We start from the raw sequence: 22,583 nt of genomic DNA, 5'->3' as shown, positions 1-22,583 counted from the left end.
TTTATTATTTCAGTAAATCTAAAATTTTGTTAGCAAAAGCTTGAGCTGCATCCGGAGTTCTTCCTTCCGAATAAATACGGATAATAGGTTCTGTATTGGATTTTCGAAGATGAACCCAGCCCTCAGCAAAATCGATTTTGACACCGTCCACGGTATTTGGTTTGAGGCTGGAAAAGTGTTCCTTGATCATTTCAAGCACTTCATCGGCATCTTTGCCAAGTTGGTCTAATTGGATTTTGTTTTTGCTCATGAAATAATCAGGCAGTGATGCTCTGTATTGTGAGGAGCCCATCCCTTTTTCGGCCAGAAGCTGAAGCACCATGGCAATGCCCACCAAGGCATCACGACCATAATGCAGATCCGGACAAATCACCCCGCCGTTTCCTTCGCCGCCAATCACGGCATTTTTTTCCTGCATCACTTTTACCACGTTGATTTCGCCCACAGCCGAGCGGTAGCATGTTTGATCGTAATTTCGAGCCACATCGTCACAGACACGGGAAGAGGAGAGGTTAGTGGCACAAGCTCCGGAGTTTTTGGAGAGGATGAAATCAAAAGCGGCAGCTTGGGTGTATTCTTCACCAAACAATTTGCCGGTGTCATCAACCAAGGCGAGGCGATCTCCGTCGGGATCGGTTACCACGCCCAGATCCACTTTTTTCTCTTTAACCAACTCACAGATCTCGGTGAGGTGTTCGGGTAAGGGTTCCGGATTGTGTGGAAAGAGTCCGTTAGGGGTACAATGAATTTTGTGCACGATCTTTACGCCAAGTTTCTCAAGTAACCTTGGGATAGCTTCTGAGCCTGCACCATTCACAGCATCAACGGCTACAGAGAAATTCCTGGCTGCAATTTCATCAGCATTGATGTACGGCAAATTCAAAACTTCCGCAATGTGATCATCCAACAAGTCATGATCTTCGCGAATTTCTCCAATCTGATCATAAGACTGATATTCCAGTTTCCCGGATTCAGCAATTTCAATCACTTTATTTCCCTGATCAGCATCCAGGAATTCACTCTTTTCGTTCAATAATTTAAGAGCATTCCATTCGGCAGGATTATGGCTGGCAGAGATGATAATCCCTCCGGCTGCGTTATGCTTCAGAACGCCCATAGCCACTGTTGGTGTTGGGACTATCCCAACCTTAATGACATCACATCCTACACTGGCGAGGGTGGCAGCTACAATATCTTCACAGATCTTTCCGGTAACGCGGGAATCCCGCCCGACAACTACGGTACCTCCTTTAAGCCATGTGCCGTAAGCAGCAGTGAATTTCGCTAGATTTTGAGGGGTGAGGTCGGTTCCGAAAATGCCCCGGATACCCGAGACGGAAATCATTAATGCCATTTAAATAGTCTGTGTTTGAAATTTGAATTCTGTAAAATTTACTTGGATCGTTCAGGAATCCATCCGGTTTCCCGGGTACCGGCCTGTTTGTTCTCATATCGGGCCAGGACAAATAAGAAATCAGAAAGCCGGTTGATATACATGATGGCCACTTCGGAAATTTCTTCTTCATGGCGACATTCAACGGTAATTCGTTCTGCTCTGCGGCAAACGGTGCGTGCAAAGTGAAGGGTAGCTCCGGCATTAGCTCCACCGGGCAAGATGAAGTTTTTAAGCGGTTCCAGCTCTTCTTCCATCTCATCAATGGCTTTCTCGAGGAATTCCACTTCACTGTGACCAATGCGTTCGATCCGCACATCTTTTGAAGCCGGTGTGGCAAGATCCGCTCCTAATACGAATAATTGTTGCTGTATGGTTTCCAGAAATTCAGCGCCTTTTTTAGAAACTCCGAATGAAATGGCCATTCCCAAAATAGAATTTAGTTCATCCACGGTTCCGTAAGAATCGATACGCTTGGAGCTTTTGGAGACTCGCTGTCCGCCAAAAAGTGAAGTTTCGCCGCTATCGCCTTTTTTGGTATAGATCTTCATAACATTCTTTTTTCTGAAAATAGGGGTTTGATGGGTAAGGTGCATTTTGAAATGCAGATCGGATTCTTTTAAAACTATTTGTTCACGCTGAGTTCCACAGAGTTAACGCTGATAACACAAAGATCTGCGGAACTTCGAGTTTTATCTGTGTGAGGTAAAGTAGTTTTACAGTCATCAGAGAAACGATTTTTCGAGCTTGCTAAAATTAATTCCTAAATGCTCCAATCCTTTAAGATTTTCTTCGAGTATATTAGTTGTATTGAGACTACATGCAACTCTTAACCGGATATTCTCCAAATATTCTGATTCCAATATCTTCAAGTCGTAATCATTTTTTAATTTCTGAATGACATTTTCTTCTGGATATCCATAACAAATTTCAAAAAGTTGTACTGGCCTGATCGAAATAAGACTTGCCGATTCCAGACATAATTGTGCTCCTCGGCCATAAGCTTCGATCAAACCTGACTTCCCCAACTTGGTACCCCCATAATATCTTACCACCACAACTCCGGCATTTACCACATCAAACGATTTGAGCTGATTGAGGATGGGAAGTCCTGCTGCGCCCGAAGGTTCGCCATCATCGGAACTAAATTCTTGGGGCTGTGCCGGATTCAATCTCCATGCCCAGCAGTGATGGGTGGCATCGGGGTATTTGGATTTGAGCCGATCGAGTTCTTCTCCAAATTGTTCTTCAGATTCGGCCGGAAATAAATATCCCATAAATTTTGAGCCTCGTTCGCGAAAGGAAAATTCGTATATTTTGGTGATGGTTCTCAATATTTCGGATTTGATGTGTTCGAAAGGTAAAGGTTGATTAATCAATAATCATTTTAACATTTACGTGATGGATATAATCTGTAAAATATATCAATTCCACGAATCTGCAATCATATTTAGACCCATTCTGCCTTGTTATTCAAAGAGGAAAAAGCGATTTTCTCAGCGCAGTAAAGCTTTCATGAAGTATTCATAATGTTTCAATACTATTTGAAACCAACGAAAGCGTATTGCTGTTTATATATCACAATTTGAAATTATCTAAGACGTAAAACATGCCTTCATTTATAAAAGCCCTGAATTCACAGGTCGGCCGAAAGATTATGACCGGTATTACAGGAATTGGCCTCATGCTTTTTTTGATCGGCCACCTCGCCGGTAACCTCACCATCTTTGCAGAAAGTGATGCCTTTAATATCTATACGTATACTTTGGAGAGCCTCGGGCCACTTCTTTACGTGATCGAAGCCGGATTGGTGTTCTTCTTTTTATACCATGCCATTTTAGGAATTTCAATATGGAGGCAACGTAAAAAAGCCCGGCCTGAGGGGTATGATACTTACCAAACCAAAGGCGGACCGAGCCACCAAACGCTTGCATCCAAGAGCATGATTTATACCGGAATCATTATTTTGGTCTTTCTGGTGCTTCATATTTTGCACTTTAAGTTTGGTGCCACCGATATGACCATGGTTGATGGAACAGAAATGAGAGATTTAAGAGCTTTGGTTATTGCTGAATTTACAAACCCTTTGGTTACGTTTGGTTATATCGCGGTGCTTTCACTAGTAATTTTGCACTTAGCTCATGGCGCCTGGAGTGCATTCACATCATTGGGGATGAAGCATGGAGAAACTTCCAAAAAAGTTCAGATCGGAGCCTACGTCTTTGCCATCGTGCTTATGCTTGGCTTCATTTTTATTCCGCTATATATTTTCCTGACCGGCGGAGAAGGCTCACTTATTGCTTATTAAGAGATTAAAGAATTAAGACTATAGATTTAGGATTATGAAATTAGATTCAAAAGTACCCGGCGGACCGTTAGAACAGAAATGGGATCAGCACATCAAAGACATCAAATTGGTGGCTCCCAACAATAAGCGGAAATTTGAAATTATAGTGGTTGGAACCGGGTTGGCCGGTGGTGCTGCGGCAGCCAGTTTTGCAGAGCTTGGTTATAATGTGAGAAGCTTCTGTATTCAGGATTCAGCCCGGCGGGCACACAGTATTGCCGCACAGGGTGGGATCAACGCTGCCAAAAATTATCCGAATGACGGTGACAGCATCTGGAGGCTTTTTTATGATACCATCAAAGGCGGTGATTATCGTTCAAGAGAAGCAAATGTATATCGCCTGGCACAGGTATCTAATGAGATTATTGATCAGGCTGTAGCGCAGGGCGTTCCTTTTGCTCGTGAATATGGCGGTAATCTGGCCAACCGTTCTTTTGGGGGAGCCCAGGTGTCCCGAACATTTTATGCCCGCGGTCAAACCGGACAGCAATTACTGCTTGGAGCTTATCAGGCGATGATGCGTCAGGTGCATAACGGAAATATCAAATACCATCCCCGCCATGAGATGCTGGATGTGGTTGTGATAGATGGACAGGCAAGAGGAATTATTACCCGTGATCTTGTATCCGGTGAATTAAACCGATATGAAGCTGATGCCGTAGTTCTTGCAACCGGCGGGTATGGAAACGTATTCTATCTCTCTACAAATGCCAAGAACTCAAATGTAACGGCAGCCTGGAGAGCTCACAAACGAGGTGCTGCTTTTGCTAATCCTTGTTACGTTCAGGTTCACCCGACTTGTATTCCTGTTTCCGGCGATTATCAGTCTAAATTAACGCTGATGTCTGAAAGTTTGAGGAATGACGGCCGGGTTTGGGTACCTCGCAAGAAAGGGGACGACCGCCATCCAAATGACATTCCTGAGGATGAACGCTATTATTACCTGGAAGAGCGCTATCCAAGTTTCGGAAACCTTGTGCCGCGTGATGTGGCCTCCCGTAATGCCAAAATGGTGTGTGATGACGGACTTGGCGTAGGGGAGACGGGACTTGCTGTATATCTTGATTTTCGGGATGCCATTAAGCGTGACGGACGGGAAACGATCGAAGCTAAGTATGGAAATCTCTTTGAGATGTATGAGAATATTGCCGGTGAAAATCCATATGAGCGGCCAATGAGAATTTATCCTGCCGTGCATTATACCATGGGCGGGCTTTGGGTTGATTACAACCTTCAAACCACCGTGCCCGGATTATATGCCGCCGGTGAAGCGAATTTCTCTGATCACGGTGCTAACCGATTAGGTGCAAGTGCCTTGATGCAGGGACTCTCTGACGGGTATTTCGTACTTCCATACACCATTGGTGATTATCTTGCCAAGCAAAAGCCAGGTAAGCGTTACGGTACCGATCATGACGCATTCAAAGAAGCTGAAAATGCAGCTCAGGCTCAGATTGATAAACTGTTGAATGTGAATGGAAATCGAACCATTATCGACTTCCATCGCTCACTCGGTAAGATCGTTTGGGATAAGATCGGTATTGCCCGCAATGCTGAAGGCTTGAAATCTGCGATCGAAGAAATCCGTGAACTTCGTGAGGAATTCTGGCAGAATGTGAAAGTTCCGGGCGAGAAAAATAATTACAATAAATACCTTGAGTTTGCAGGTCGCGTAGCTGATTTCTTTGAATTAGCAGAATTGATGGCCGAAGATGCACTACAACGGGAAGAATCAGCAGGATGCCATCTTCGCGAGGAATATCAAACAGATGAAGGGGAAGCGTTGCGGAATGATGAAGACTTCTCATATGTAGCCGCATGGGAATACAAAGGACTGAACGGCAAACTGGAAGAAACCCTTCACAAAGAAAATCTTGAATTTGAATTCGTTGAGTTAAAACAACGTAGCTACAAGTAAGGAATACACTATGAGTAAAGAAATGACCATTCATCTTAAATACTGGAAGCAAGACGGCCCGAATGAAAAAGGCTATTTTGAGGAGTATACCCTGGACAATGTGAACGAGCATATGTCTTTCCTTGAAATGCTGGACGTACTCAACGAAGAGCTGATGCTGCAAGACAAAGAACCTGTTGAATTCGATTATGATTGTCGGGAAGGAATTTGTGGTTCCTGTAATCTTGTCATCAACGGTCAGGCACACGGACCCAAAGAAAGAGTTGCGGCCTGCCAGCTACATATGCGTAATTACAGTGATGGGGACCATATTACTATTGAGCCACCAAGAGCGGCTTCATTTCCGGTAATTAAGGATCTGGTAGTGGATCGCAGTGCATTTGACCGTATTATTGAAGCCGGCGGATATGTTTCGGTGAAAACCGGTTCTGCGACTGAGGCCAATGCTATTCCGGTTAAAAAAGAAAAAGCCGATGCTGCTTTTGATTATGCTACTTGTATCGGTTGCGGAGCTTGTGTTGCGGCTTGTCCGAATGCTTCAGCTTCATTGTTTACCGGTGCTAAGATTGCTCACCTTAATAAATTACCGCAAGGTGAAGTCGAGCGTTCAAACCGTGTGGTTGCCATGGTTGACCAAATGAAAGAAGAAGGCTTTGGCGACTGCTCCAACTTTGCAGAATGTGAAGCCGTCTGTCCGGTAGGAATTTCCATCTCAGCTATTGCTGAAATGAGAAGAGATTATATGAAAGCTGTGATGGGTGGTGACTAACTTCTGATGATTTATTAAGAGTAAAAAAAAGCCAACTCTGTGAGTTGGCTTTTTTATTTGTGAATATAATGTTTAACTATCTTCGGGAAGCGATTCGAATTCCTGCCGCTTTTCGTCCATCCATTGTTTCATGGCTTCAGGGTCGTTCATCATCTCCGACATTTCTTGCATTGCTTCGAGATGTGCTTCATCTCCTTGTTTGAACATCTCTGTGCCATGCTTTTTGCTTAGTTCGGCAATTTCTTGAAAGGTTTCGGCCTTGAATTTCTTATCGCAAGCGCCGCCTAATTGTTTGCAAGTCATGGTTTTCATAGGAAAGTGTATTTGTTTAAGTGCGAAGCCAATGTAGTTCGTTCAAATTAAGCATCCAAGATTTTAACGAATTTCTCAAACTCATCTTTTGTGTTATATACATTCGGCGAGACCCGTATAGAATCGCCCCGAAATGAAACGAGGATATTCTGCTCTTCAAATTTTGCTTTGATCTTATCCAGGTCATGATCATCCCCTAAACGAATACCAAAAAGATGAGAGGAACGGTAATTTTCATCTTCAATCTTGTAGCCTGCTTCTTTCAGCTTTTTGATACCGTCCGAAATAAGATTTTTGCAATAGTTTTGGATATTTACCGGTCCCCATGCATTCAATTGTTTTACAGCCGCCAGCATCATCGGTACTAAGATGAAATTGCTGTGTTCGCCCACTTCATATCGCAATGCTCCCGGTTGGTAATCGTCATTATAATTCACCAAGTTGGCAAAATTTTCACTTTCATAGCGATTGATCCAGTTCTCTTCAACGGGAGTTCCTTCATCCAAAGCCGGACCATAATAGGCCAGACCTATACTATAAGGCCCCATCAGCCATTTGTAGCCGGCACAGATCAGGGCATCAGGTTGAATTTCTGATACATCAAAAGGAAGGGCTCCAACCGATTGCGTTCCGTCAATGGCTAGCCAAGCCCCTACATTCCTGGTTTGTTTGCGGATAGTCTTCAAGTCAAATAAGGTGCCATCCGCCCAGTGAACATTCCCCAATGCAACCAGTTTTGTTTTTTGGTTGATGGCACTGAGGATCTTTTCATTCCACACCTTTCCCCTGTCTTTGGATTCTTTGGGAGGAGTGATAGTTATGATCTCTGCCCCGGCCTCCTCGGCAGCGGTTCTCCAGGGATATACATTACTGGGAAATTGTTCGCCTACAACAATAATGTTGTCGCCTTTTGAGAGCGGAAGGTTCTTGGCCACATTAGCCATTCCGTATGAGACAGAAGGAATAACCACAATGCGTTTTGGGTCTTTTGCATGGATGAGTTTAGCGTATTCCTCGCGAAGGGTATCAGTCTCTCCAAAAAACTCTTCAGGTGAGATCTTAAAAGGATTTCTTTTACGTAGTAACCCCGTCATCCCGGCTTCTTCAACCACTTTTAGCTGTGGCGACATATATGCACAATTGAAATAGGTGACGGAATGTTTTAGTTGAAAATCTGATTTCTTACAATCCATGAGTTCATTATACTTATTTACTTTTTGAGTGTATGAAGCTCTAAATTTCAGACAACAAATCCCAATAATTTTACATAAATGAATATTCGGCTCGCTTCAGAAAGAGATCTTCCTGCCTTATTGAAAATGAATACAGCCGCTTTGCCGCATGTTAGCGAAGTAAAATTATCCGATATGAAACGGTTTTTAAAACAAGCCGATCCATTTCTCATTATAGAAGAAGGAGAGGAACTGGCCGGTTTTATGATCGCACTGCAAAAGGGCTTGGATTATGACAGCCTGAATTATGCATTTTTTTGCAATAATTATTCTGATTTTGATTACGTAGATCGCATTGTTATAGCTGAGAAATTCAGGGGGCAAAAACTTGGAACAGCACTCTACAAGCATCTTTTTGCTACTTCCGAGAAAAAAATTATTACCTGCGAAGTGAACATTAAACCGCCAAATCCTGATTCGCTGGATTTCCATAACATGTTGGGCTTTATAAAAGTAGCTGAACAGGTAACAGATAATGGGAATAAAAGAGTGGCCATGATGGTAAGAGAGTTATAATCATTCAATTATTCTTCGGCTATTGCTTCTTCCTCAACAGGAGTATTTTCCGGGCGTAATTGACGAACCGTAGCTCCGGCTTTCCACATTTCAGATTCACGTAATTCTTTCAGCTCCTCTTCCAGTTTAGCACGATAATCAGATTGACTGTTGGAGTCGATGGAGCGTTGGGCTTCTCGTCCCGCTGCAACTTCTTTATATAAGTTTTCAAAAACCGGTTTGGTTGCATCTCGAAATTTCTTCCACCAGTCGAGAGCTCCGCGTTGTGCGGTAGTAGAACAGTTTGCATACATCCAGTCCATACCGTTTTCAGCAACAAGGGGCATGAGCGATTGGGTAAGTTCTTCTACGGTTTCGTTGAAAGCTTCGGAAGGGGAATGACCATTTGCTCGAAGCACCTCGTACTGAGCTGCAAAAATCCCCTGAATAGCTCCCATTAAGGTTCCGCGTTCTCCGGTTAAATCGCTGTATACTTCTTTCCGGAAATCAGTTTTGAATAGATATCCTGAACCCACCCCGATTCCCAAGGCAGTGACACGTTCTTTGGCCCGCCCGGTAGCATCCTGGAAAATGGCATAGCTTGAGTTCAGCCCTCTTCCTTCCAGAAACATTCTGCGGAGGGAAGTTCCCGAACCTTTAGGGGCTACCAAAATGACATCCACATTTTCAGGAGGAATGATACCTGTACGGTCTTTGTATGTAATTCCGAATCCATGTGAAAAGTAAAGCGCATCTCCGGGATCGAGAGCGTTCTTTACGGTGGGCCAAACAGCTATTTGGCCAGCATCAGATAACAAGTATTGAACGATGGTTCCTTTGTGTGCTGCTTCTTCAATTTCAAAAAGGGTTTCACCCGGGACCCAACCATCTTTTACGGCTTTATCCCATGTTTTGGAGTTTTTTCGCTGACCTACAATTACATTGAATCCATTATCTTTCAGATTTAAAGCCTGTCCCGGGCCCTGAACTCCATATCCAAGAACGGCAATGGTTTCATCTTTCATTGTTTCCCTAGCTTTTTCAAGGGGAAACTCTTCCCGCGTTACTACTTCTTCTTCAACTCCGCCAAAATTTAGTATTGCCATGATGTGTGTGGTTTCTGGTTAGATTAAAATTGTATGGTATAATGAAGGATGATCATATTTCAGAGATCATTTCGTCTTTGGGCACTCCTACAAGACCGGATATTCCTTTATCAGTTTTGGAAACTGCAATTCGTCCGGACTGGGAAAACTCGATAATGCCATAAGGCGCGAGTTCGTCAAAAAGTTGTTTTGTTTCAGAGTGATAGCCGGTTTTCTCGATTACCGTAAATTCCTTTTCCATAGTAAGTACTCTTGCATTGTGGTTACGTACAATTTTTTCGGCTTTGCCTCCGTGAGCAAATACTCGGGTGGGAATTTTAAAAAGAGCCATTTCTTGCTGTATAATTTCTTCGGCTTGGTTGGCATATGCCCGCAACACATCCACCAATTTTTCAATTTGCTTTACGATCTTCGATACGGCTTCTTTTGTTTCGTTGATCACGATCGTAAAACGATGGATGCCTTCTGTTTCACTTTGAGAAACCGTTATACTTTCAATATTTACTTTTCTTTTGGTAAAAATGATGGTGATTCGATTTAATAAACCAACCTGATTCTCGGTATAAATAGTAATGGTATAGTCTTTCTTCATAGTATTTATTACTCCAATCTGATGTCTGATACACATTTTCCACTGGGCACCATTGGAAACACATTGTTTTCTTTTCCAACCATTACTTCCAGGAAGAAGGAACTGTCTGCGGTTAAAAATTCATCGAGAGCGGCATCCAGTTTTTCGCGTTTAATAACACGATTAGTTTTAATTCGAAACCCTTCAACCACACCCTGAAAATCAGGATTATCCATTTGGGTAAAGGAGTATCGTTTCTCAAAAAATAGTTGTTGCCACTGACGTACCATTCCCAAAAATTCATTATTTAACAACAGGATCTTCACTTTGGTTTTAGTTTGATAGATAGTTGCTAATTCTTGTATAGTCATCTGGAACCCGCCATCGCCAAGAATGGCAATTACTTCCCGGTCCGGTGCCCCGATTTTAGCACCAAGTGCGGCAGGCAGACCAAACCCCATTGTTCCCAAACCTCCTGAGGTTATACTTCCTTTCGATTTGGTGAATCTACTGTATCTGCATGCGATCATTTGGTGCTGGCCCACATCCGTTACAATAATGGCTTCACCGTTAGTTTTTTCTGAAATCAAGCGAATTACTTCTCCCATGCTAAGTATGCCGGTAGAGGGGTACAGTTCGTTCTTAATGACTTTCTCGTATTCTTTTTTGTCACAATCGCGAAAGTGTTGCAGCCAATCGGGATGACTATTGGCCTTCACTCGTTTGGTGAGTTCAGGGAGCGTTTCCTTTGCATCACCCAAAACGGCTACATCAGTTGGGACATTTTTATCAATCTCGGCAGGATCAATTTCAAGGTGAATTACTTTAGCCTGTGTGGCATAATTATCCAGACTGCCGGTTACACGGTCATCAAACCTCATTCCGATGGCTATCAAAACATCACACTCATTGGTGAGAAGGTTAGGTCCGTAATTTCCATGCATTCCCAGCATCCCCACGTTTAGGGGGTGATCGGTATCCAAAGCCGAAAGCCCCATGATAGTCCATGCAGATGGAATCCCGGTTTTTTCGATGAACTGTTTGAATTCTTTTTCTGCATTTGCCAGAATGACACCCTGACCAAAAAGTACAAATGGGCGTTCCGCAGTATTTATCAGATCAGCTGCTTCCTCGATTTTAGAAATCTCATAGTCTGGAACAGGGAAATAACTCCGGAGTTTGGTGCATTTTTCGTATTCGAATTCGAAGACATCAAACTGTGCATCTTTTGTGATATCAATTAAAACGGGACCCGGACGACCGGCTTGTGCTACATAAAATGCTTTGGCAAGAGCAGCGGGGATTTCTTCAGCTTTAGTGACCTGGAAGTTCCATTTGGTTACCGGCATCGAAATTCCAATCATATCTGTTTCCTGGAAAGCATCACTCCCCAAAAATCCGGAAGCAACCTGTCCGGTTATACAAACAAGGGGAGTGGAGTCAATTTGAGCATCAGCAATACCTGTAATTAAATTTGTGGCTCCCGGTCCGGATGTTGCCAGACAAACACCTACTTTTCCGGAAGATCGTGCGTAACCCTGAGCAGCATGAATAGCACCTTGCTCGTGTCGGGCTAAAATATGTCTGATGGATTCATTGTGATCATAAAGAGAGTCATAAACCGGCATGATGGCCCCGCCGGGATACCCAAAAATAGTATCAACTGCCTCTTCCTGAAGTATCCGGATAATCGCATCAGCTCCGCTTAATATCTCCTTATCAGATTTATTTGGCTCCGGTTTTTTTATTGATGCCATTAATGTTTCCATAGTTTTTTCAGGTATTTTGATATTAACATTCATCGGTTACACACCCTTTAGAAGCCGAAGAAACAGTTTTCGCGTATTTGTAAAGAGTTCCCCTGCTTTCTTTAAGGGGCGGGTTTTTCCAAGACTTTTTTCTTTTAGCCAGTTCCTTTTTGGAGATGAGCACATTGATTTCATTTTTTTTTGCATCAATGCGAATAGAATCTCCATTCTTGACCAAGGCTATAGCTCCCCCAACCTGTGCTTCGGGAGTGATGTGCCCAACTACAAATCCATGAGTTCCACCGGAGAACCTTCCGTCGGTTATAAGAGCAACTTCATTTCCTAAACCGGCTCCCATAATAGCCGAAGTGGGTTTCAACATTTCGGGCATGCCGGGGCCGCCTTTGGGGCCTACATATCGAATAACAACTACATCGCCGGCCTCCACTTCTCCATTTTTGATGCCATCGTTGGCTTCAAATTCATTTTCGAAAACACGAGCAGGTCCTTCAAAAACCTCCCCTTCTTTTCCGGTGATTTTAGCCACTGCTCCTTCTTCTGCCAGGTTGCCGTAAAGAATTTGAATGTGCCCATTCTTCTTAATAGGATTATTCAGTGAATGAATCACATCCTGACGGTTATTTAAAGCATCAATTTTTTCTAAGTTCTCGGCAAGAGTTTTACCCGTTACGGTCAGGCAATCTCCGTCTAACAAATCGTGCTCCAGCATGTATTTCATTACGGCCGGAATGCCTCCTACTTTGTGTAAATCTTCCATCACGTATTTCCCGCTGGGTTTCAAGTCAGCAAGAAAAGGGGTGTTATTGCTGATCCGCTGAAAGTCATACAGTGTAAGTTCAATATTGGCAGTTTTAGCAATGGCAATCATATGAAGCACGGCATTTGTTGACCCTCCCAAGACAATGATGAGGCGAATGGCATTTTCAAAAGATTTTTTGGTGAGGATATCTGATGGTTTGATATCGTTTTCTAACAGCTGGTAGAGGTGTTTTCCAAGAGCTTCACATTCTAAGGCTTTGGCGCTATTGGTAGCAGGGTTGGAAGAATTGTAGGGTAGGCTCATCCCTAATGCTTCAATGGCAGACGACATGGTATTTGCTGTGTACATTCCTCCACAAGCACCTGCTCCGGGGCAAGCATGCTGAATAACATCTTTAAATTCCCCATCAGAAATCTTACCGGATACTTTTTGTCCCCATGCTTCAAAAGCAGAAACTACATCCAGTTTTTGTCCATTGTGGAATCCGGGAGCGATGGTTCCTCCATAAACTAAAATAGAAGGGCGGTTTACCCGAATCATTGCCATCAGTGCACCGGGCATATTTTTGTCGCAGCCAACAATGGCAGCCATTCCATCATAGGACATTCCCTTTATCACCGATTCCATAGAATCTGCAATTAAGTCGCGGGAGGGGAGAGAATAGCGCATTCCCGGAGTTCCCATCGAAATGCCATCGCTAATGCCAATGGTGTTGAAGATTAACCCATTCATTCCGGAGTTCTCAATTCCTTTTTTTACATGAACAGCCAGATCGTTAAGGTGCATATTACAGGGATTTCCTTCATATCCCGTACTGGCTATTCCGATAAGGGGTTTTTGCAGATCATTGTCGCTCAGACCAATAGCATGAAGCATAGCCTGTGCTGCAGGTTGAGAATCATCTTGGGTTACCTCTTTACTGTATTTATTTAATTCTGCCATATAGTGAGTGAAAAAGTTTATTCAAAAAAAAAGCCTTTCTGATTAGGAAAGGCTTTTTAGTGATCAAAATCGTGATGTTGTCACAAAGCTTTCCCTGGATGGTATGGAATACCAATAATTTGAATAATGACCAGAGAAATAATGACAGACAGCATACATTAAATGTTTGTTTCGAGCACAAAGAAAAGCTGATTTAGCTCGAGTATCAAATGTTAGGCGGTTCTAAGTTTTTTAATTTTGGGATGTCCAAAGGGTATTCATAACTAATTGCGTGGGGTGAAATTTGACTTTATGATAGCTTGGACGGGTTTATCATTAATTTTGGCTTCCAGCCAAGATATGATGTCCAAATACAAAAATGGTCGTTTTTGGTACGGCATTTCATTGATTTTGAGTAACCGTTTGCGCAATTTTTTGAATTTATCCTTTAGGGTTGCTCCGTTAGCCTTATCAAGATTTTGCAAGAATTTGAGGATTTCCTGCTGTACTAAATTCAGGTCATTCATCTTTCTAAGGAAACGATATACGGAACGAATCTGATACTCTACATGGGCTTGATTTCCCAACTCGTAATGAGCGATTAGGTTTAGAATGCGGGCAAAGCAATGTAGGTCTTCTCTCAATTTTTGGTCAGGATAGTTGATGATTTTGTTCAAATAATCAATGGCTTTTTCATTTTCTCCGGCTCCGAAGTAAAGACATGCTATTTTGTAATAAAAAATCAGGACGCGGTGTGGATCTACCTGCTGAGAATACTTCTCGATTTTTCGATTCAATTCGGGTATTAATTTCATACCCTCAGAAAATGTCCCCGCTATAAAGTGCCCGTTAATTTTTGAAGTGTAAAGATACATGAATCCCAATGTTTCAAGATTTTCATTACTGCGGGTCGGCGGATTTTTTAGAAATTCTTCCAGATTGGATTTTACCTCTTCATGCTTTTTATAATGGCCTAAAACGAATAAAGCTTCCAGTAATACATGTTGCCCTTTGAGATACCAAATGGGTTCTAATTCAAGCATATCAGGATTTTCTTTAAACAGGTCTACCCATTTCTGGGCATATCGGTACTGCAGTAAAAAATCCTGAACAATAAGGCTATACCAAGCATAGGAAACATAGAGATAAAGTTGCTCAAAAAAGCCTAAATCACTTTTTTTAATCCCACTCAGCTCTTTCTTAAAGTACCCACTGATGTTCTCATAATCTTTTTCATCTCTTATATGGCCGGCTTTAATATAGATTCCATACAGGCGTAAGGAGAGATTGGCTAAACGGTTATAGTTTGTAAGTGTTTCAAGCTTTTCCTCAGCTTGTTCAATGAGTTCGTCTGCACGATTTTTCAGACTGCGGGTAATATATTGGGATTCTATGATGCGTTCAAAAGTCAGTATTTCGAACTGAAGGGAGTGCCGGTGATTTTGTTGAGCCAAAGATTTTGCCCTGTCTAACAGTCGTAAACTTTGCTTGTAAAGCCCTTTATTGTACAAAATTCTGGCATGATCGATCTGTTCCCGCAACATGATATCCACATTGTGGTTTATATTTGTGAGCCTTAAGCTGGTAAGAATCTGCTTATAGAGATGCGCTTTCAGGTTAGAGAATTGTCTTTTTTTAACTCCATCCAGGCTTTCAATAATCCGTTCTTCATCATAGTCTGAGATTTTATCAATAGCATCAAAAAGCTTAATGAACTTGGCATCAGAGCTGCTATTTCGAGTAGCATAAATCTTAAAAGCCCGCTTTTCTGCTTTTGTCAACGAGTTTATTAATTGAAAAAGAAAATCATTTGGTTGGTTGGCCATTGTAAAAAATGAATGAGTGTGAGAGTGTTAAGTAATTGATATTTATTTGATTAAATATAATGTCGAAAAGTTTGGGTGTCGTAATTACCTGCAAATGTGGTTTTACGCTCTAACTCTATGAAGTTACTTTCGACCCAATTACTTGAACTTTGACCAGAGAAAGTAATGAACCGGCTTTAAGTTAGAAATACTCAGATTAATGCCAAATACCCAAATTCAAATTTTTGATACCACGCTGCGTGACGGTGAACAAGTACCAGGCTGTACTCTCAATACCAAAGAAAAAATTGAGATAGCCAGGGAATTGGAACGCCTTGGAGTGGATGTGATGGAAGTTGGATTCCCTATTTCCAGTCCCGGCGATTTCGAATCGGTTAGCAGAATCTCAAAAATCATCAAAAACGCAACGGTTTGTGCACTCACTCGCGCCGTGCCAAACGACATCGAAGTAGCAGCTGATGCAATAAAGTCAGCAAAACGGCCTCGTATACATACCGGAATAGGAACTTCCGACAGCCATGTGTTCAATAAACTGCGAACGACTCGCGAAAAAGTTATTGAGCGGGGAGTTGCCGCAGTTAAGCTGGCAAAGAAGTATGTAGAAGATGTGGAATTCTATGCTGAAGATGCCGGAAGAACCGATAACGAATATCTTGCCATGGTGATTGAAGCGGTTATAAAAGCCGGGGCTACCGTAGTAAATATTCCGGATACAACAGGGTACTGCCTGCCATCTGAATACGGCGAGAAGATCAAATACCTGCAGGAAAATGTGAAAGGCATTCATAACACCACCATTTCCACGCATTGCCATAATGATCTTGGGCTGGCAACAGCAAATTCTATCATGGGAGTAAGAAATGGCGCGCGTCAGATAGAATGCACGATCAACGGAATTGGAGAACGGGCAGGCAATGCATCCCTTGAAGAAGTAGTCATGATTATGCGCAAGCATAACGATTTAAATTTTGATACAGGGATTAACACAAAATATTTAAGTGAGATCAGTGCGATCGTTTCTGCCAAAATGAATATGCCGGTTCAGGCTAATAAAGCCATAGTGGGTTCCAATGCTTTTGCCCACTCCTCAGGTATTCATCAGGATGGAGTTATTAAATCACGTGATACCTATGAAATTATAGATCCTGAAGAAGTTGGTGCATTGGATTCATCTATTGTATTAACTGCCCGAAGTGGAAGAGCTGCGTTAAATTATCGAGCTAAGAAATTGGGATTTGAATTCTGCAAGGATGAACTGGAGCGTCATTATCAGGCATTTTTGAACCTGGCGGATCAAAAGAAAATTATTCAAGACCAAGATCTGATTAAGTTATTCTCTGTGGCAGCCACCGGCTGAGAATATCGAACTATGAACTTAGAATGAGGACTGGTTCCCGTCGTTCTGCGTGGGAGCGAAAGTTGGTTAAAAAAAATGGAATTACTAATACTATTGATGAAGAGTAGATTTATTTATGCCAAAAACGTTATTTGAAAAAGTTTGGGATCAACATGTTGTTACCAAGGTTGAGAGAGGGCCTGAAGTTTTGTACATCGATCGGCATTTGATCCATGAAGTTACCAGTCCGCAGGCTTTTAGCGGAATTCGTGATCGTGGTATTGATATTTTTCGAAAAGAAAAAATTGTAGCTACGGCCGATCACAACGTGCCAACCAAAAACCAACACCTTCCCATAAAGGAAGCTTTATCTAAGCTTCAGGTGGATGCGCTTCAGCAAAATTGTAAAGATTTTGGAATTGAACTATATGGCCTTGGTCACCCTTATCAAGGAATTGTTCATGTAATTGGGCCGGAACTTGGAATAACTAAACCGGGCATGACTATCGTTTGTGGAGATAGTCACACTTCTACACATGGAGCTTTTGGAGCCATAGCATTTGGGATTGGAACTTCACAGGTAGAACAAGTAATGGCAACTCAATGTCTGCTCGTTGAACGCCCTAAAACCATGCGCATTATTATTGATGGTGAATTGGGAGAAGGAATTTTTGCAAAAGACATCATCCTCCATATCATTTCGAAATTGGGAACAGGTGGCGGAACAGGTCATTTTGTAGAATATTCCGGGACAGCTATTCAGGGACTCTCAATGGAGGCCCGAATGACTATCTGCAACATGAGTATAGAAATGGGAGCCAGAGGTGGAATTATTGCTCCTGATGAGAGAACATTTGAGTATGTAAAAGGTCGGGAATTTGCTCCAAAAGGAGAAAGCTTAGATAAAGCAATTAAATACTGGAAGACATTTTTCACTGATTCCGAAGCTGTTTTTGATAAGGAATATTATTTCCGGGCTGAAGAAATTGAGCCGATGATCACTTATGGCACCAATCCCGGAGCAGGAATAAAAATTACGGAAACTGTCCCAAAGCCTGAAGAAGTTGAAAATCCAGCAGGGTTGAACAAATCATTGGAATATATGGGGCTGGAGCCGGGAGAGTCTCTGCAGGGTAAAAAAATTGATCATGTATTTATAGGAAGCTGTACCAACAGTCGAATTGAGGATCTCCGGGTCGTGGCGGATTATGTAAAAGGGAAAAAGAAAGCAGGTCACATACAGGCCATGATCGTTCCCGGTTCACGACAAGTGCAGGAACAGGCTAAAAAAGAAGGAATTGACAAAACTTTGGCTGATGCAGGATTTGAGCTTCGTCAGTCTGGCTGTTCAGCCTGTTTGGGGATGAATGAAGACAAAATACCAAAAGGCGAATACTGTGTGTCCACTTCAAATCGAAATTTTGAGGGAAGACAAGGTCCGGGAGCCCGGACAATGCTGGTGAGTCCTTTAACTGCTGCCACTATAGCCATTGAAGGCAAGGTTGTTGATCCTCGGAAATTTATTACGAAAAAAGTAGCGGTGTAATTATGGAAAAATTCGAAGTATTGAAATCAACAGCTGTTCCCCTTCCCGAAGAAGATGTGGATACTGATCAGATTATTCCGGCAAGATACCTGAAAGCGATTACCCGTGAAGGATTTGGAGAGCATTTATTTCGAGATTGGCGATATGATTCCGATGGTAGTCCTAAAAAAGATTTTGTATTGAACAGCTCTGGGTATTCAGGAAAAATCTTAGTGGCGGGACGAAATTTTGGATGCGGATCGAGTCGTGAACATGCTGCTTGGGCTTTATCTGACTATGGTTTCAAAGCCGTTGTTTCTAGCTATTTTGCGGACATTTTTAAAGGCAATGCTTTGAATAACGGATTGCTTCCGGTTCAGGTAAGTCAGGTTTTTTTGCACAAGGTATTGACCAAAGTTCAGTCAAAGCCATCCACATCTATCACTGTAGATCTACAGGAACAGACGGTTACACTGGAAGATGGTGACAATGAATATTTTGAAATCAATCCATATAAAAAAATGTGCTTGATGAAAGGATATGATGACATCGATTTTTTACTCAGCCAAAAAGACAAAATCAAACAATTTGAAAAACAACATGTGGAGTATTAAGGAATGAAAAAAAAGATTGCAGTATTACCGGGAGATGGAATAGGTCCGGAAGTAACAAAACAGGGAATCAAAGTACTTGAAGTAATTGCAGAGCGCTTTGGTCATGACTTTGAGTATGAATATGCATCGGTAGGGGCTGTGGCCATTGAAGAAAGTGGCGATCCTCTTCCAGAGAAAACAGTAGATGTTTGCATGAATTCAGATGCAATATTATTTGGCGCTATAGGAGATCCCAAATACGATAATGATCCTTCGGCCAAGATACGGCCTGAGCAAGGATTACTTCGCTTGCGAAAAGCTTTGAAATTATATGCAAATATTCGGCCGGTCAAAACTTATGCATCTCTGCTTAATCGTTCGCCTTTAAAAAGAGAGCGGATTGAAGGCACTGATCTGGTGATATACAGGGAGTTGGCAGGAGGAATTTATTTTGGTGAAAAGGGCCGGTCAGAAGATGAGAAATCGGCGTATGATCACTGTACGTATTCAGTAGAAGAGATTGAACGAATTTCGAAAATGGCTTTTGAGGCGGCGGAATCACGTCGTAAAAAACTAACGCTTATTGATAAAGCCAATGTGCTGGAAACATCTCGTTTGTGGCGCCAAACAGTTCAGGCCATCTCTGAGAATTATCCTGACGTTGAAGTGGAGTATTTATTTGTGGATAACGCCGCTATGCAACTCATTTTACGCCCGAATAAGTTTGACGTTATTTTAACGGAGAATATGTTTGGAGATATAATTTCAGATGAAAGCAGTGTAATCACGGGGTCTATAGGATTACTCCCGTCAGCTTCAATAGGTGAGGAAATATCACTTTTTGAACCTATCCATGGAAGTTATCCACAAGTTGCGGGAAAAGATCTGGCAAATCCCATTGCTACTATCCTGTCTATGGGTATGATGCTGGAACATTTTGGGCTTTATGAAGAGGCGGAGCTTATTAATACGAATATTGATTTTATGATCGGCAAGGAGTTGGTAACGCAGGATCTTAATTCAAGGAATTTTGTTTCCTGTTCCAAGGTGGGAGATATATTGAGTTTGTTACTAGACCTAAATGTCTCGGATGTTCAATTCGAAAATATGTTTGAAGGAAAACTACCGGTAATCTGATTATAATTTAGTTTGATGAGCTATCCTCCGGAGTAAAAAGAGCTTCGCGTTTTTCTCTTAAGGTGTTAACCAAGTCTTCTATTGCGGCCGGTGGATTTCTATATTCGAACGTCACTTTTTTGACTAAATCAGGAGTTTGAACTTCTACCCATTCTGCACCATCGTCTGCGCAATCAGGGCAGCCAATCACTTTTGGAAGAGCACGGAAGGCTTCTTTATCGAATTGGTTGAGTATTTGATTCCATTCCTCATTGTCCACAGAACGTTTAGCATGTACCTCCGAATCATCATTAATACGGTCAGCAATTCTCAACACGGCCTGATGTTCATTCATGGAAAGTTCTTGATAGCAGTTTTCTACACACATTCCAAAAGAAGAACCTGACTTGATAGTGTAGTCCGATTTTATAATATCATTTTGGGTACATCCGAGTGCCGTAATACATAAAGAAAGGAGGCAGAAAAGTAGAATTTTTTTTCATGACAAATTATTTTGAAAGAAAATAATGAGAAAGTTTATTTTATTATATAAAAATTTCAATACACTTTTACTTTATTATTTCCTGAAGTACATACTCTGTATATTCTAGATTGTTGATGAGCATAAATTCAGAGGTTTAGTTTGCAAGATTATTTTCAAGAAGCAGAAGCCAATCTAAAAAAATTTTGGGGATTTGACGGATTTCGTGCAGGTCAGGAAGAAGTCATTAAATCTGTTTTTGAAGGAAAAAATACACTGGTATTATTTCCTACGGGTGGAGGCAAATCACTCTGCTACCAGGTTCCGGCTACAGTTTTTGATGGTTTGACGTTGGTAGTTTCACCTTTGGTTGCACTTATGCAAGATCAGGTGCAACAGTTAAAGTCCAAAGGGATTTCAGCCACTTTTATCAATAGTACCATTCCGTCTTATGAGGTAGAGCAGCGCTTAGTGAATGCAAGAAACGGGATGTACAAACTTTTGTATTGTGCTCCTGAACGGCTTAAGACTCCCCTTTGGGAGGCAGAGCTGCCAAGCCTGAATATTGACCTTGTTGCTATTGATGAAGCTCACTGTATCAGCGAATGGGGCCATGACTTTCGTCCGTCTTATCGTGAAATCCGGACATCCTTGGAAAGTATTGCGGAGACAACCCGTTGGGTTGCACTCACGGCTACGGCAACTCCGGAGGTTCAAAAAGATATTGTAGAATCACTGGGTTTTGAAATCCCTAATGTGATTTCCAGAGGGTTTTCTCGCCCCAATCTGAAATGGTGGGTGGTAAAGTCACCCAAGAAAAAGAAAAAGCTGGAAGATTCTGTTAAAAGGGGAGCAAAAAAAGGGGATGGATTGATTTATGGTGGAACGCGAAGGAACTGTGAAAACCTGGCAGCACGATTTACGAAATTGGGCATCAAGACTGAGGCCTATCATGCAGGGGTGGAATCAGAAAAAAGAAAAGCGATTCAGGAACGATGGATTTCAGGTGAAACTCCATTGGTAGCAGCTACTAATGCATTTGGTATGGGCATCGACAAGCCTGATTGCAGATATGTAATTCATGAAGAAATGCCATATTCACTGGAAGCTTATTACCAGGAAGCCGGCCGCGCCGGAAGAGATGGAAAGGAAAGCTTTCCCATTTTGTTATATCGGGAATCTGACTATACAAAAGCTGACGACCGTCTGGATCAAAGCTATCCTAAACTGGATGAACTGAATCATGCATACCAGGTTTTATGCGATAGCTTTCAATTGGCTGTAGGGTCGCAAATGGAGGAGTCGCGTCCTTTTGATATCGAGCAAATCAAGAAAAGGGGACAGCTTACATACGGGAAAGCCCGGGCTGCAATGCGTCTTCTGGATCAATTTGATATTATCGCTATGCAAGAGGAAGTAAAACCAGCTGTAAGTGTTCAGTTTACATTGAGTTCCCAGGCACTTAAGGGGTTTAGAGAGAAATGCAATAATGATGAAAAAGCGGAATTTGTAGACAAGCTGGAGCGCATGTTTGGAGCACTGGCATTCCGCGATATGGTACAGTTGGATGAGGAATATGTTTTGGAAAAGCTTGGATTGTTCAGAAACGCTCTGGTAAAAGCCTTAAACGTGTTGATGCAGAATGATCAGATTCTGGTTTTTGAAATGCATAAACAGCGAAACATGGTGAAGGTTTTGGAGGCCAGATCCCGAAAATTATCTTTGACAAAAAAAGAAGTGGAGTCTCATCGAAACAATCTCTTTCGCAAACTAGAGCAAATGCATGGTTATGTATTGACTGAGACTTGTCGTGAGGTATATCTTCTTAATTATTTTGGAGATACAAAAGCCAAACCCTGCGGCCATTGTGATAATTGTTTGAAGTCTGATTCAGATAAGGAATCCAAACCAACGTCAGAAGAAATTGGAGATATCTATGAAATCTTGAAAAAAGAAGAAAATTCTGTGTATGATCTCTCCCAAATTACCGGTCAAAGCAAAGCAAAAGTTATACAAGCTATTCAATACCTAATCAAGGAAGAGAGAGTTACTACTAATCCTGCCAAACCCGGATTTTATTGCTTGTTGTGATCTTAATAAAAAAGAACTAAAA

General features: G+C 42.0%; 20 protein-coding genes. 9 read left to right on the top strand and 11 right to left on the bottom strand.

All coding sequences use genetic code 11. The features are described from left to right. Positions 1-4: 4 nt before the first annotated feature. From glmM to HUJ22_RS07760, 3 genes are all read right to left on the bottom strand, one after another. Positions 5-1,354, bottom strand: a complete 1,350-nt coding sequence (gene glmM / locus HUJ22_RS07770) for a phosphoglucosamine mutase (RefSeq protein ID WP_290875910.1) — start codon at positions 1,352-1,354, stop codon at positions 5-7. A 38-nt stretch (positions 1,355-1,392) separates the two neighbouring features. After that, complete coding sequence (locus HUJ22_RS07765) at positions 1,393-1,944, bottom strand: cob(I)yrinic acid a,c-diamide adenosyltransferase (protein ID WP_290875908.1); 552 nt, start codon at positions 1,942-1,944, stop codon at positions 1,393-1,395. Positions 1,945-2,118: 174 nt separating this feature from the next. Next, positions 2,119-2,727: a YigZ family protein gene (locus HUJ22_RS07760; protein ID WP_290876635.1), complete on the bottom strand. Its 609-nt coding sequence runs from the start codon at positions 2,725-2,727 to the stop codon at positions 2,119-2,121. 275 nt (positions 2,728-3,002) lie between these two features. Here HUJ22_RS07760 and HUJ22_RS07755 point away from each other — a divergent pair, with 275 nt between their 5' ends. Genes HUJ22_RS07755 through HUJ22_RS07745 form a run of 3 tightly spaced genes read left to right on the top strand, consistent with a single transcriptional unit; the run spans position 3,003 to position 6,427 of the window. Next, a complete protein-coding gene (locus tag HUJ22_RS07755) occupies positions 3,003-3,701 on the top strand; it encodes a succinate dehydrogenase cytochrome b subunit (protein ID WP_290875906.1) in 699 nt (232 codons plus the stop codon). Between the two features lie 34 nt (positions 3,702-3,735). Continuing rightward, entirely contained in the window at positions 3,736-5,658 is a 1,923-nt protein-coding gene (locus HUJ22_RS07750; protein ID WP_290875904.1) for a fumarate reductase/succinate dehydrogenase flavoprotein subunit, read from the top strand. Between the two features lie 10 nt (positions 5,659-5,668). Beyond that, positions 5,669-6,427, top strand: coding sequence for a succinate dehydrogenase/fumarate reductase iron-sulfur subunit (locus tag HUJ22_RS07745; protein ID WP_290875902.1), 759 nt, complete (start codon positions 5,669-5,671; stop codon positions 6,425-6,427). Between the two features lie 72 nt (positions 6,428-6,499). Here HUJ22_RS07745 and HUJ22_RS07740 read toward each other — a convergent pair whose 3' ends face one another. Both HUJ22_RS07740 and HUJ22_RS07735 read right to left on the bottom strand, forming a co-directional pair. Next, positions 6,500-6,739, bottom strand: a complete 240-nt coding sequence (locus tag HUJ22_RS07740) for a DUF1059 domain-containing protein (protein ID WP_366870903.1) — start codon at positions 6,737-6,739, stop codon at positions 6,500-6,502. 47 nt (positions 6,740-6,786) lie between these two features. Continuing rightward, on the bottom strand, positions 6,787-7,869 hold the full coding sequence (locus HUJ22_RS07735; RefSeq protein WP_290875898.1) for an aminotransferase class V-fold PLP-dependent enzyme: 1,083 nt from the start codon (positions 7,867-7,869) through the stop codon (positions 6,787-6,789). Between the two features lie 141 nt (positions 7,870-8,010). Here HUJ22_RS07735 and HUJ22_RS07730 point away from each other — a divergent pair, with 141 nt between their 5' ends. Beyond that, positions 8,011-8,487: a GNAT family N-acetyltransferase gene (locus tag HUJ22_RS07730; protein WP_290875896.1), complete on the top strand. Its 477-nt coding sequence runs from the start codon at positions 8,011-8,013 to the stop codon at positions 8,485-8,487. 8 nt (positions 8,488-8,495) lie between these two features. Here the strand turns inward: HUJ22_RS07730 and ilvC are convergent, their stop codons facing one another. From ilvC to HUJ22_RS07705, 5 genes are all read right to left on the bottom strand, one after another. Beyond that, on the bottom strand, positions 8,496-9,572 hold the full coding sequence (gene ilvC, locus HUJ22_RS07725; RefSeq protein ID WP_290875894.1) for a ketol-acid reductoisomerase: 1,077 nt from the start codon (positions 9,570-9,572) through the stop codon (positions 8,496-8,498). A 52-nt stretch (positions 9,573-9,624) separates the two neighbouring features. Then, positions 9,625-10,164, bottom strand: a complete 540-nt coding sequence (gene ilvN, locus HUJ22_RS07720) for an acetolactate synthase small subunit (RefSeq protein WP_290875892.1) — start codon at positions 10,162-10,164, stop codon at positions 9,625-9,627. Between the two features lie 8 nt (positions 10,165-10,172). Further along, positions 10,173-11,900: a biosynthetic-type acetolactate synthase large subunit gene (gene ilvB, locus HUJ22_RS07715; protein ID WP_290875890.1), complete on the bottom strand. Its 1,728-nt coding sequence runs from the start codon at positions 11,898-11,900 to the stop codon at positions 10,173-10,175. A 34-nt stretch (positions 11,901-11,934) separates the two neighbouring features. Further along, the gene (gene ilvD / locus HUJ22_RS07710) at positions 11,935-13,614 is read right to left on the bottom strand and encodes a dihydroxy-acid dehydratase (protein ID WP_290875888.1); all 1,680 of its coding nucleotides are present in this window, start codon (positions 13,612-13,614) and stop codon (positions 11,935-11,937) included. Positions 13,615-13,877: 263 nt separating this feature from the next. Then, positions 13,878-15,374: a hypothetical protein gene (locus HUJ22_RS07705; RefSeq protein WP_290875886.1), complete on the bottom strand. Its 1,497-nt coding sequence runs from the start codon at positions 15,372-15,374 to the stop codon at positions 13,878-13,880. A gap of 244 nt (positions 15,375-15,618) precedes the next feature. On the opposite strand from HUJ22_RS07705, the gene HUJ22_RS07700 reads away from it, so the two are divergent. From HUJ22_RS07700 to leuB, 4 genes are all read left to right on the top strand, one after another. Continuing rightward, positions 15,619-16,776: a 2-isopropylmalate synthase gene (locus HUJ22_RS07700; RefSeq protein ID WP_290875884.1), complete on the top strand. Its 1,158-nt coding sequence runs from the start codon at positions 15,619-15,621 to the stop codon at positions 16,774-16,776. A 115-nt stretch (positions 16,777-16,891) separates the two neighbouring features. After that, a complete protein-coding gene (gene leuC, locus HUJ22_RS07695; protein WP_290875882.1) occupies positions 16,892-18,301 on the top strand; it encodes a 3-isopropylmalate dehydratase large subunit in 1,410 nt (469 codons plus the stop codon). A 2-nt stretch (positions 18,302-18,303) separates the two neighbouring features. Next, positions 18,304-18,894 carry a 3-isopropylmalate dehydratase small subunit gene (gene leuD / locus HUJ22_RS07690; RefSeq protein WP_290875880.1) on the top strand — a complete coding sequence of 197 codons (591 nt, stop codon included), beginning with the start codon at positions 18,304-18,306 and terminating at the stop codon, positions 18,892-18,894. A gap of 3 nt (positions 18,895-18,897) precedes the next feature. Continuing rightward, positions 18,898-20,010, top strand: a complete 1,113-nt coding sequence (leuB, locus tag HUJ22_RS07685) for a 3-isopropylmalate dehydrogenase (RefSeq protein ID WP_290875878.1) — start codon at positions 18,898-18,900, stop codon at positions 20,008-20,010. A gap of 7 nt (positions 20,011-20,017) precedes the next feature. Here the strand turns inward: leuB and HUJ22_RS07680 are convergent, their stop codons facing one another. Continuing rightward, positions 20,018-20,344, bottom strand: a complete 327-nt coding sequence (locus HUJ22_RS07680) for a hypothetical protein (protein ID WP_290875876.1) — start codon at positions 20,342-20,344, stop codon at positions 20,018-20,020. Between the two features lie 288 nt (positions 20,345-20,632). Here HUJ22_RS07680 and HUJ22_RS07675 point away from each other — a divergent pair, with 288 nt between their 5' ends. After that, positions 20,633-22,561 (top strand): ATP-dependent DNA helicase RecQ, encoded by a 1,929-nt coding sequence (locus HUJ22_RS07675; RefSeq protein ID WP_290875874.1) that lies wholly within the window; start codon positions 20,633-20,635, stop codon positions 22,559-22,561. Positions 22,562-22,583 lie beyond the last annotated feature (22 nt).

Origin of the sequence: Gracilimonas sp. (assembly GCF_014762685.1) — a bacterium.
GTDB lineage: Bacteria > Bacteroidota > Rhodothermia > Balneolales > Balneolaceae > Gracilimonas.
The sequence above is the reverse complement of the archived record's forward strand: the minus strand, read 5'-3'. Positions and strand labels throughout refer to the sequence as shown.

Coding starts and splice junctions, on each gene's coding strand:
- glmM (WP_290875910.1), bottom strand. CDS start 1,354: ATGGCATTAATGATTTCCGTCTCGGGTATCCGGGGCATTTTCGGAACC.
- HUJ22_RS07765 (WP_290875908.1), bottom strand. CDS start 1,944: ATGAAGATCTATACCAAAAAAGGCGATAGCGGCGAAACTTCACTTTTT.
- HUJ22_RS07755 (WP_290875906.1), top strand. CDS start 3,003: ATGCCTTCATTTATAAAAGCCCTGAATTCACAGGTCGGCCGAAAGATT.
- HUJ22_RS07750 (WP_290875904.1), top strand. CDS start 3,736: ATGAAATTAGATTCAAAAGTACCCGGCGGACCGTTAGAACAGAAATGG.
- HUJ22_RS07745 (WP_290875902.1), top strand. CDS start 5,669: ATGAGTAAAGAAATGACCATTCATCTTAAATACTGGAAGCAAGACGGC.
- HUJ22_RS07740 (WP_366870903.1), bottom strand. CDS start 6,739: ATGAAAACCATGACTTGCAAACAATTAGGCGGCGCTTGCGATAAGAAA.
- HUJ22_RS07735 (WP_290875898.1), bottom strand. CDS start 7,869: ATGTCGCCACAGCTAAAAGTGGTTGAAGAAGCCGGGATGACGGGGTTA.
- HUJ22_RS07730 (WP_290875896.1), top strand. CDS start 8,011: ATGAATATTCGGCTCGCTTCAGAAAGAGATCTTCCTGCCTTATTGAAA.
- ilvC (WP_290875894.1), bottom strand. CDS start 9,572: ATGGCAATACTAAATTTTGGCGGAGTTGAAGAAGAAGTAGTAACGCGG.
- ilvN (WP_290875892.1), bottom strand. CDS start 10,164: ATGAAGAAAGACTATACCATTACTATTTATACCGAGAATCAGGTTGGT.
- ilvB (WP_290875890.1), bottom strand. CDS start 11,900: ATGGCATCAATAAAAAAACCGGAGCCAAATAAATCTGATAAGGAGATA.
- ilvD (WP_290875888.1), bottom strand. CDS start 13,614: ATGGCAGAATTAAATAAATACAGTAAAGAGGTAACCCAAGATGATTCT.
- HUJ22_RS07700 (WP_290875884.1), top strand. CDS start 15,619: ATGCCAAATACCCAAATTCAAATTTTTGATACCACGCTGCGTGACGGT.
- leuC (WP_290875882.1), top strand. CDS start 16,892: ATGCCAAAAACGTTATTTGAAAAAGTTTGGGATCAACATGTTGTTACC.
- leuD (WP_290875880.1), top strand. CDS start 18,304: ATGGAAAAATTCGAAGTATTGAAATCAACAGCTGTTCCCCTTCCCGAA.
- leuB (WP_290875878.1), top strand. CDS start 18,898: ATGAAAAAAAAGATTGCAGTATTACCGGGAGATGGAATAGGTCCGGAA.
- HUJ22_RS07680 (WP_290875876.1), bottom strand. CDS start 20,344: ATGAATGAACATCAGGCCGTGTTGAGAATTGCTGACCGTATTAATGAT.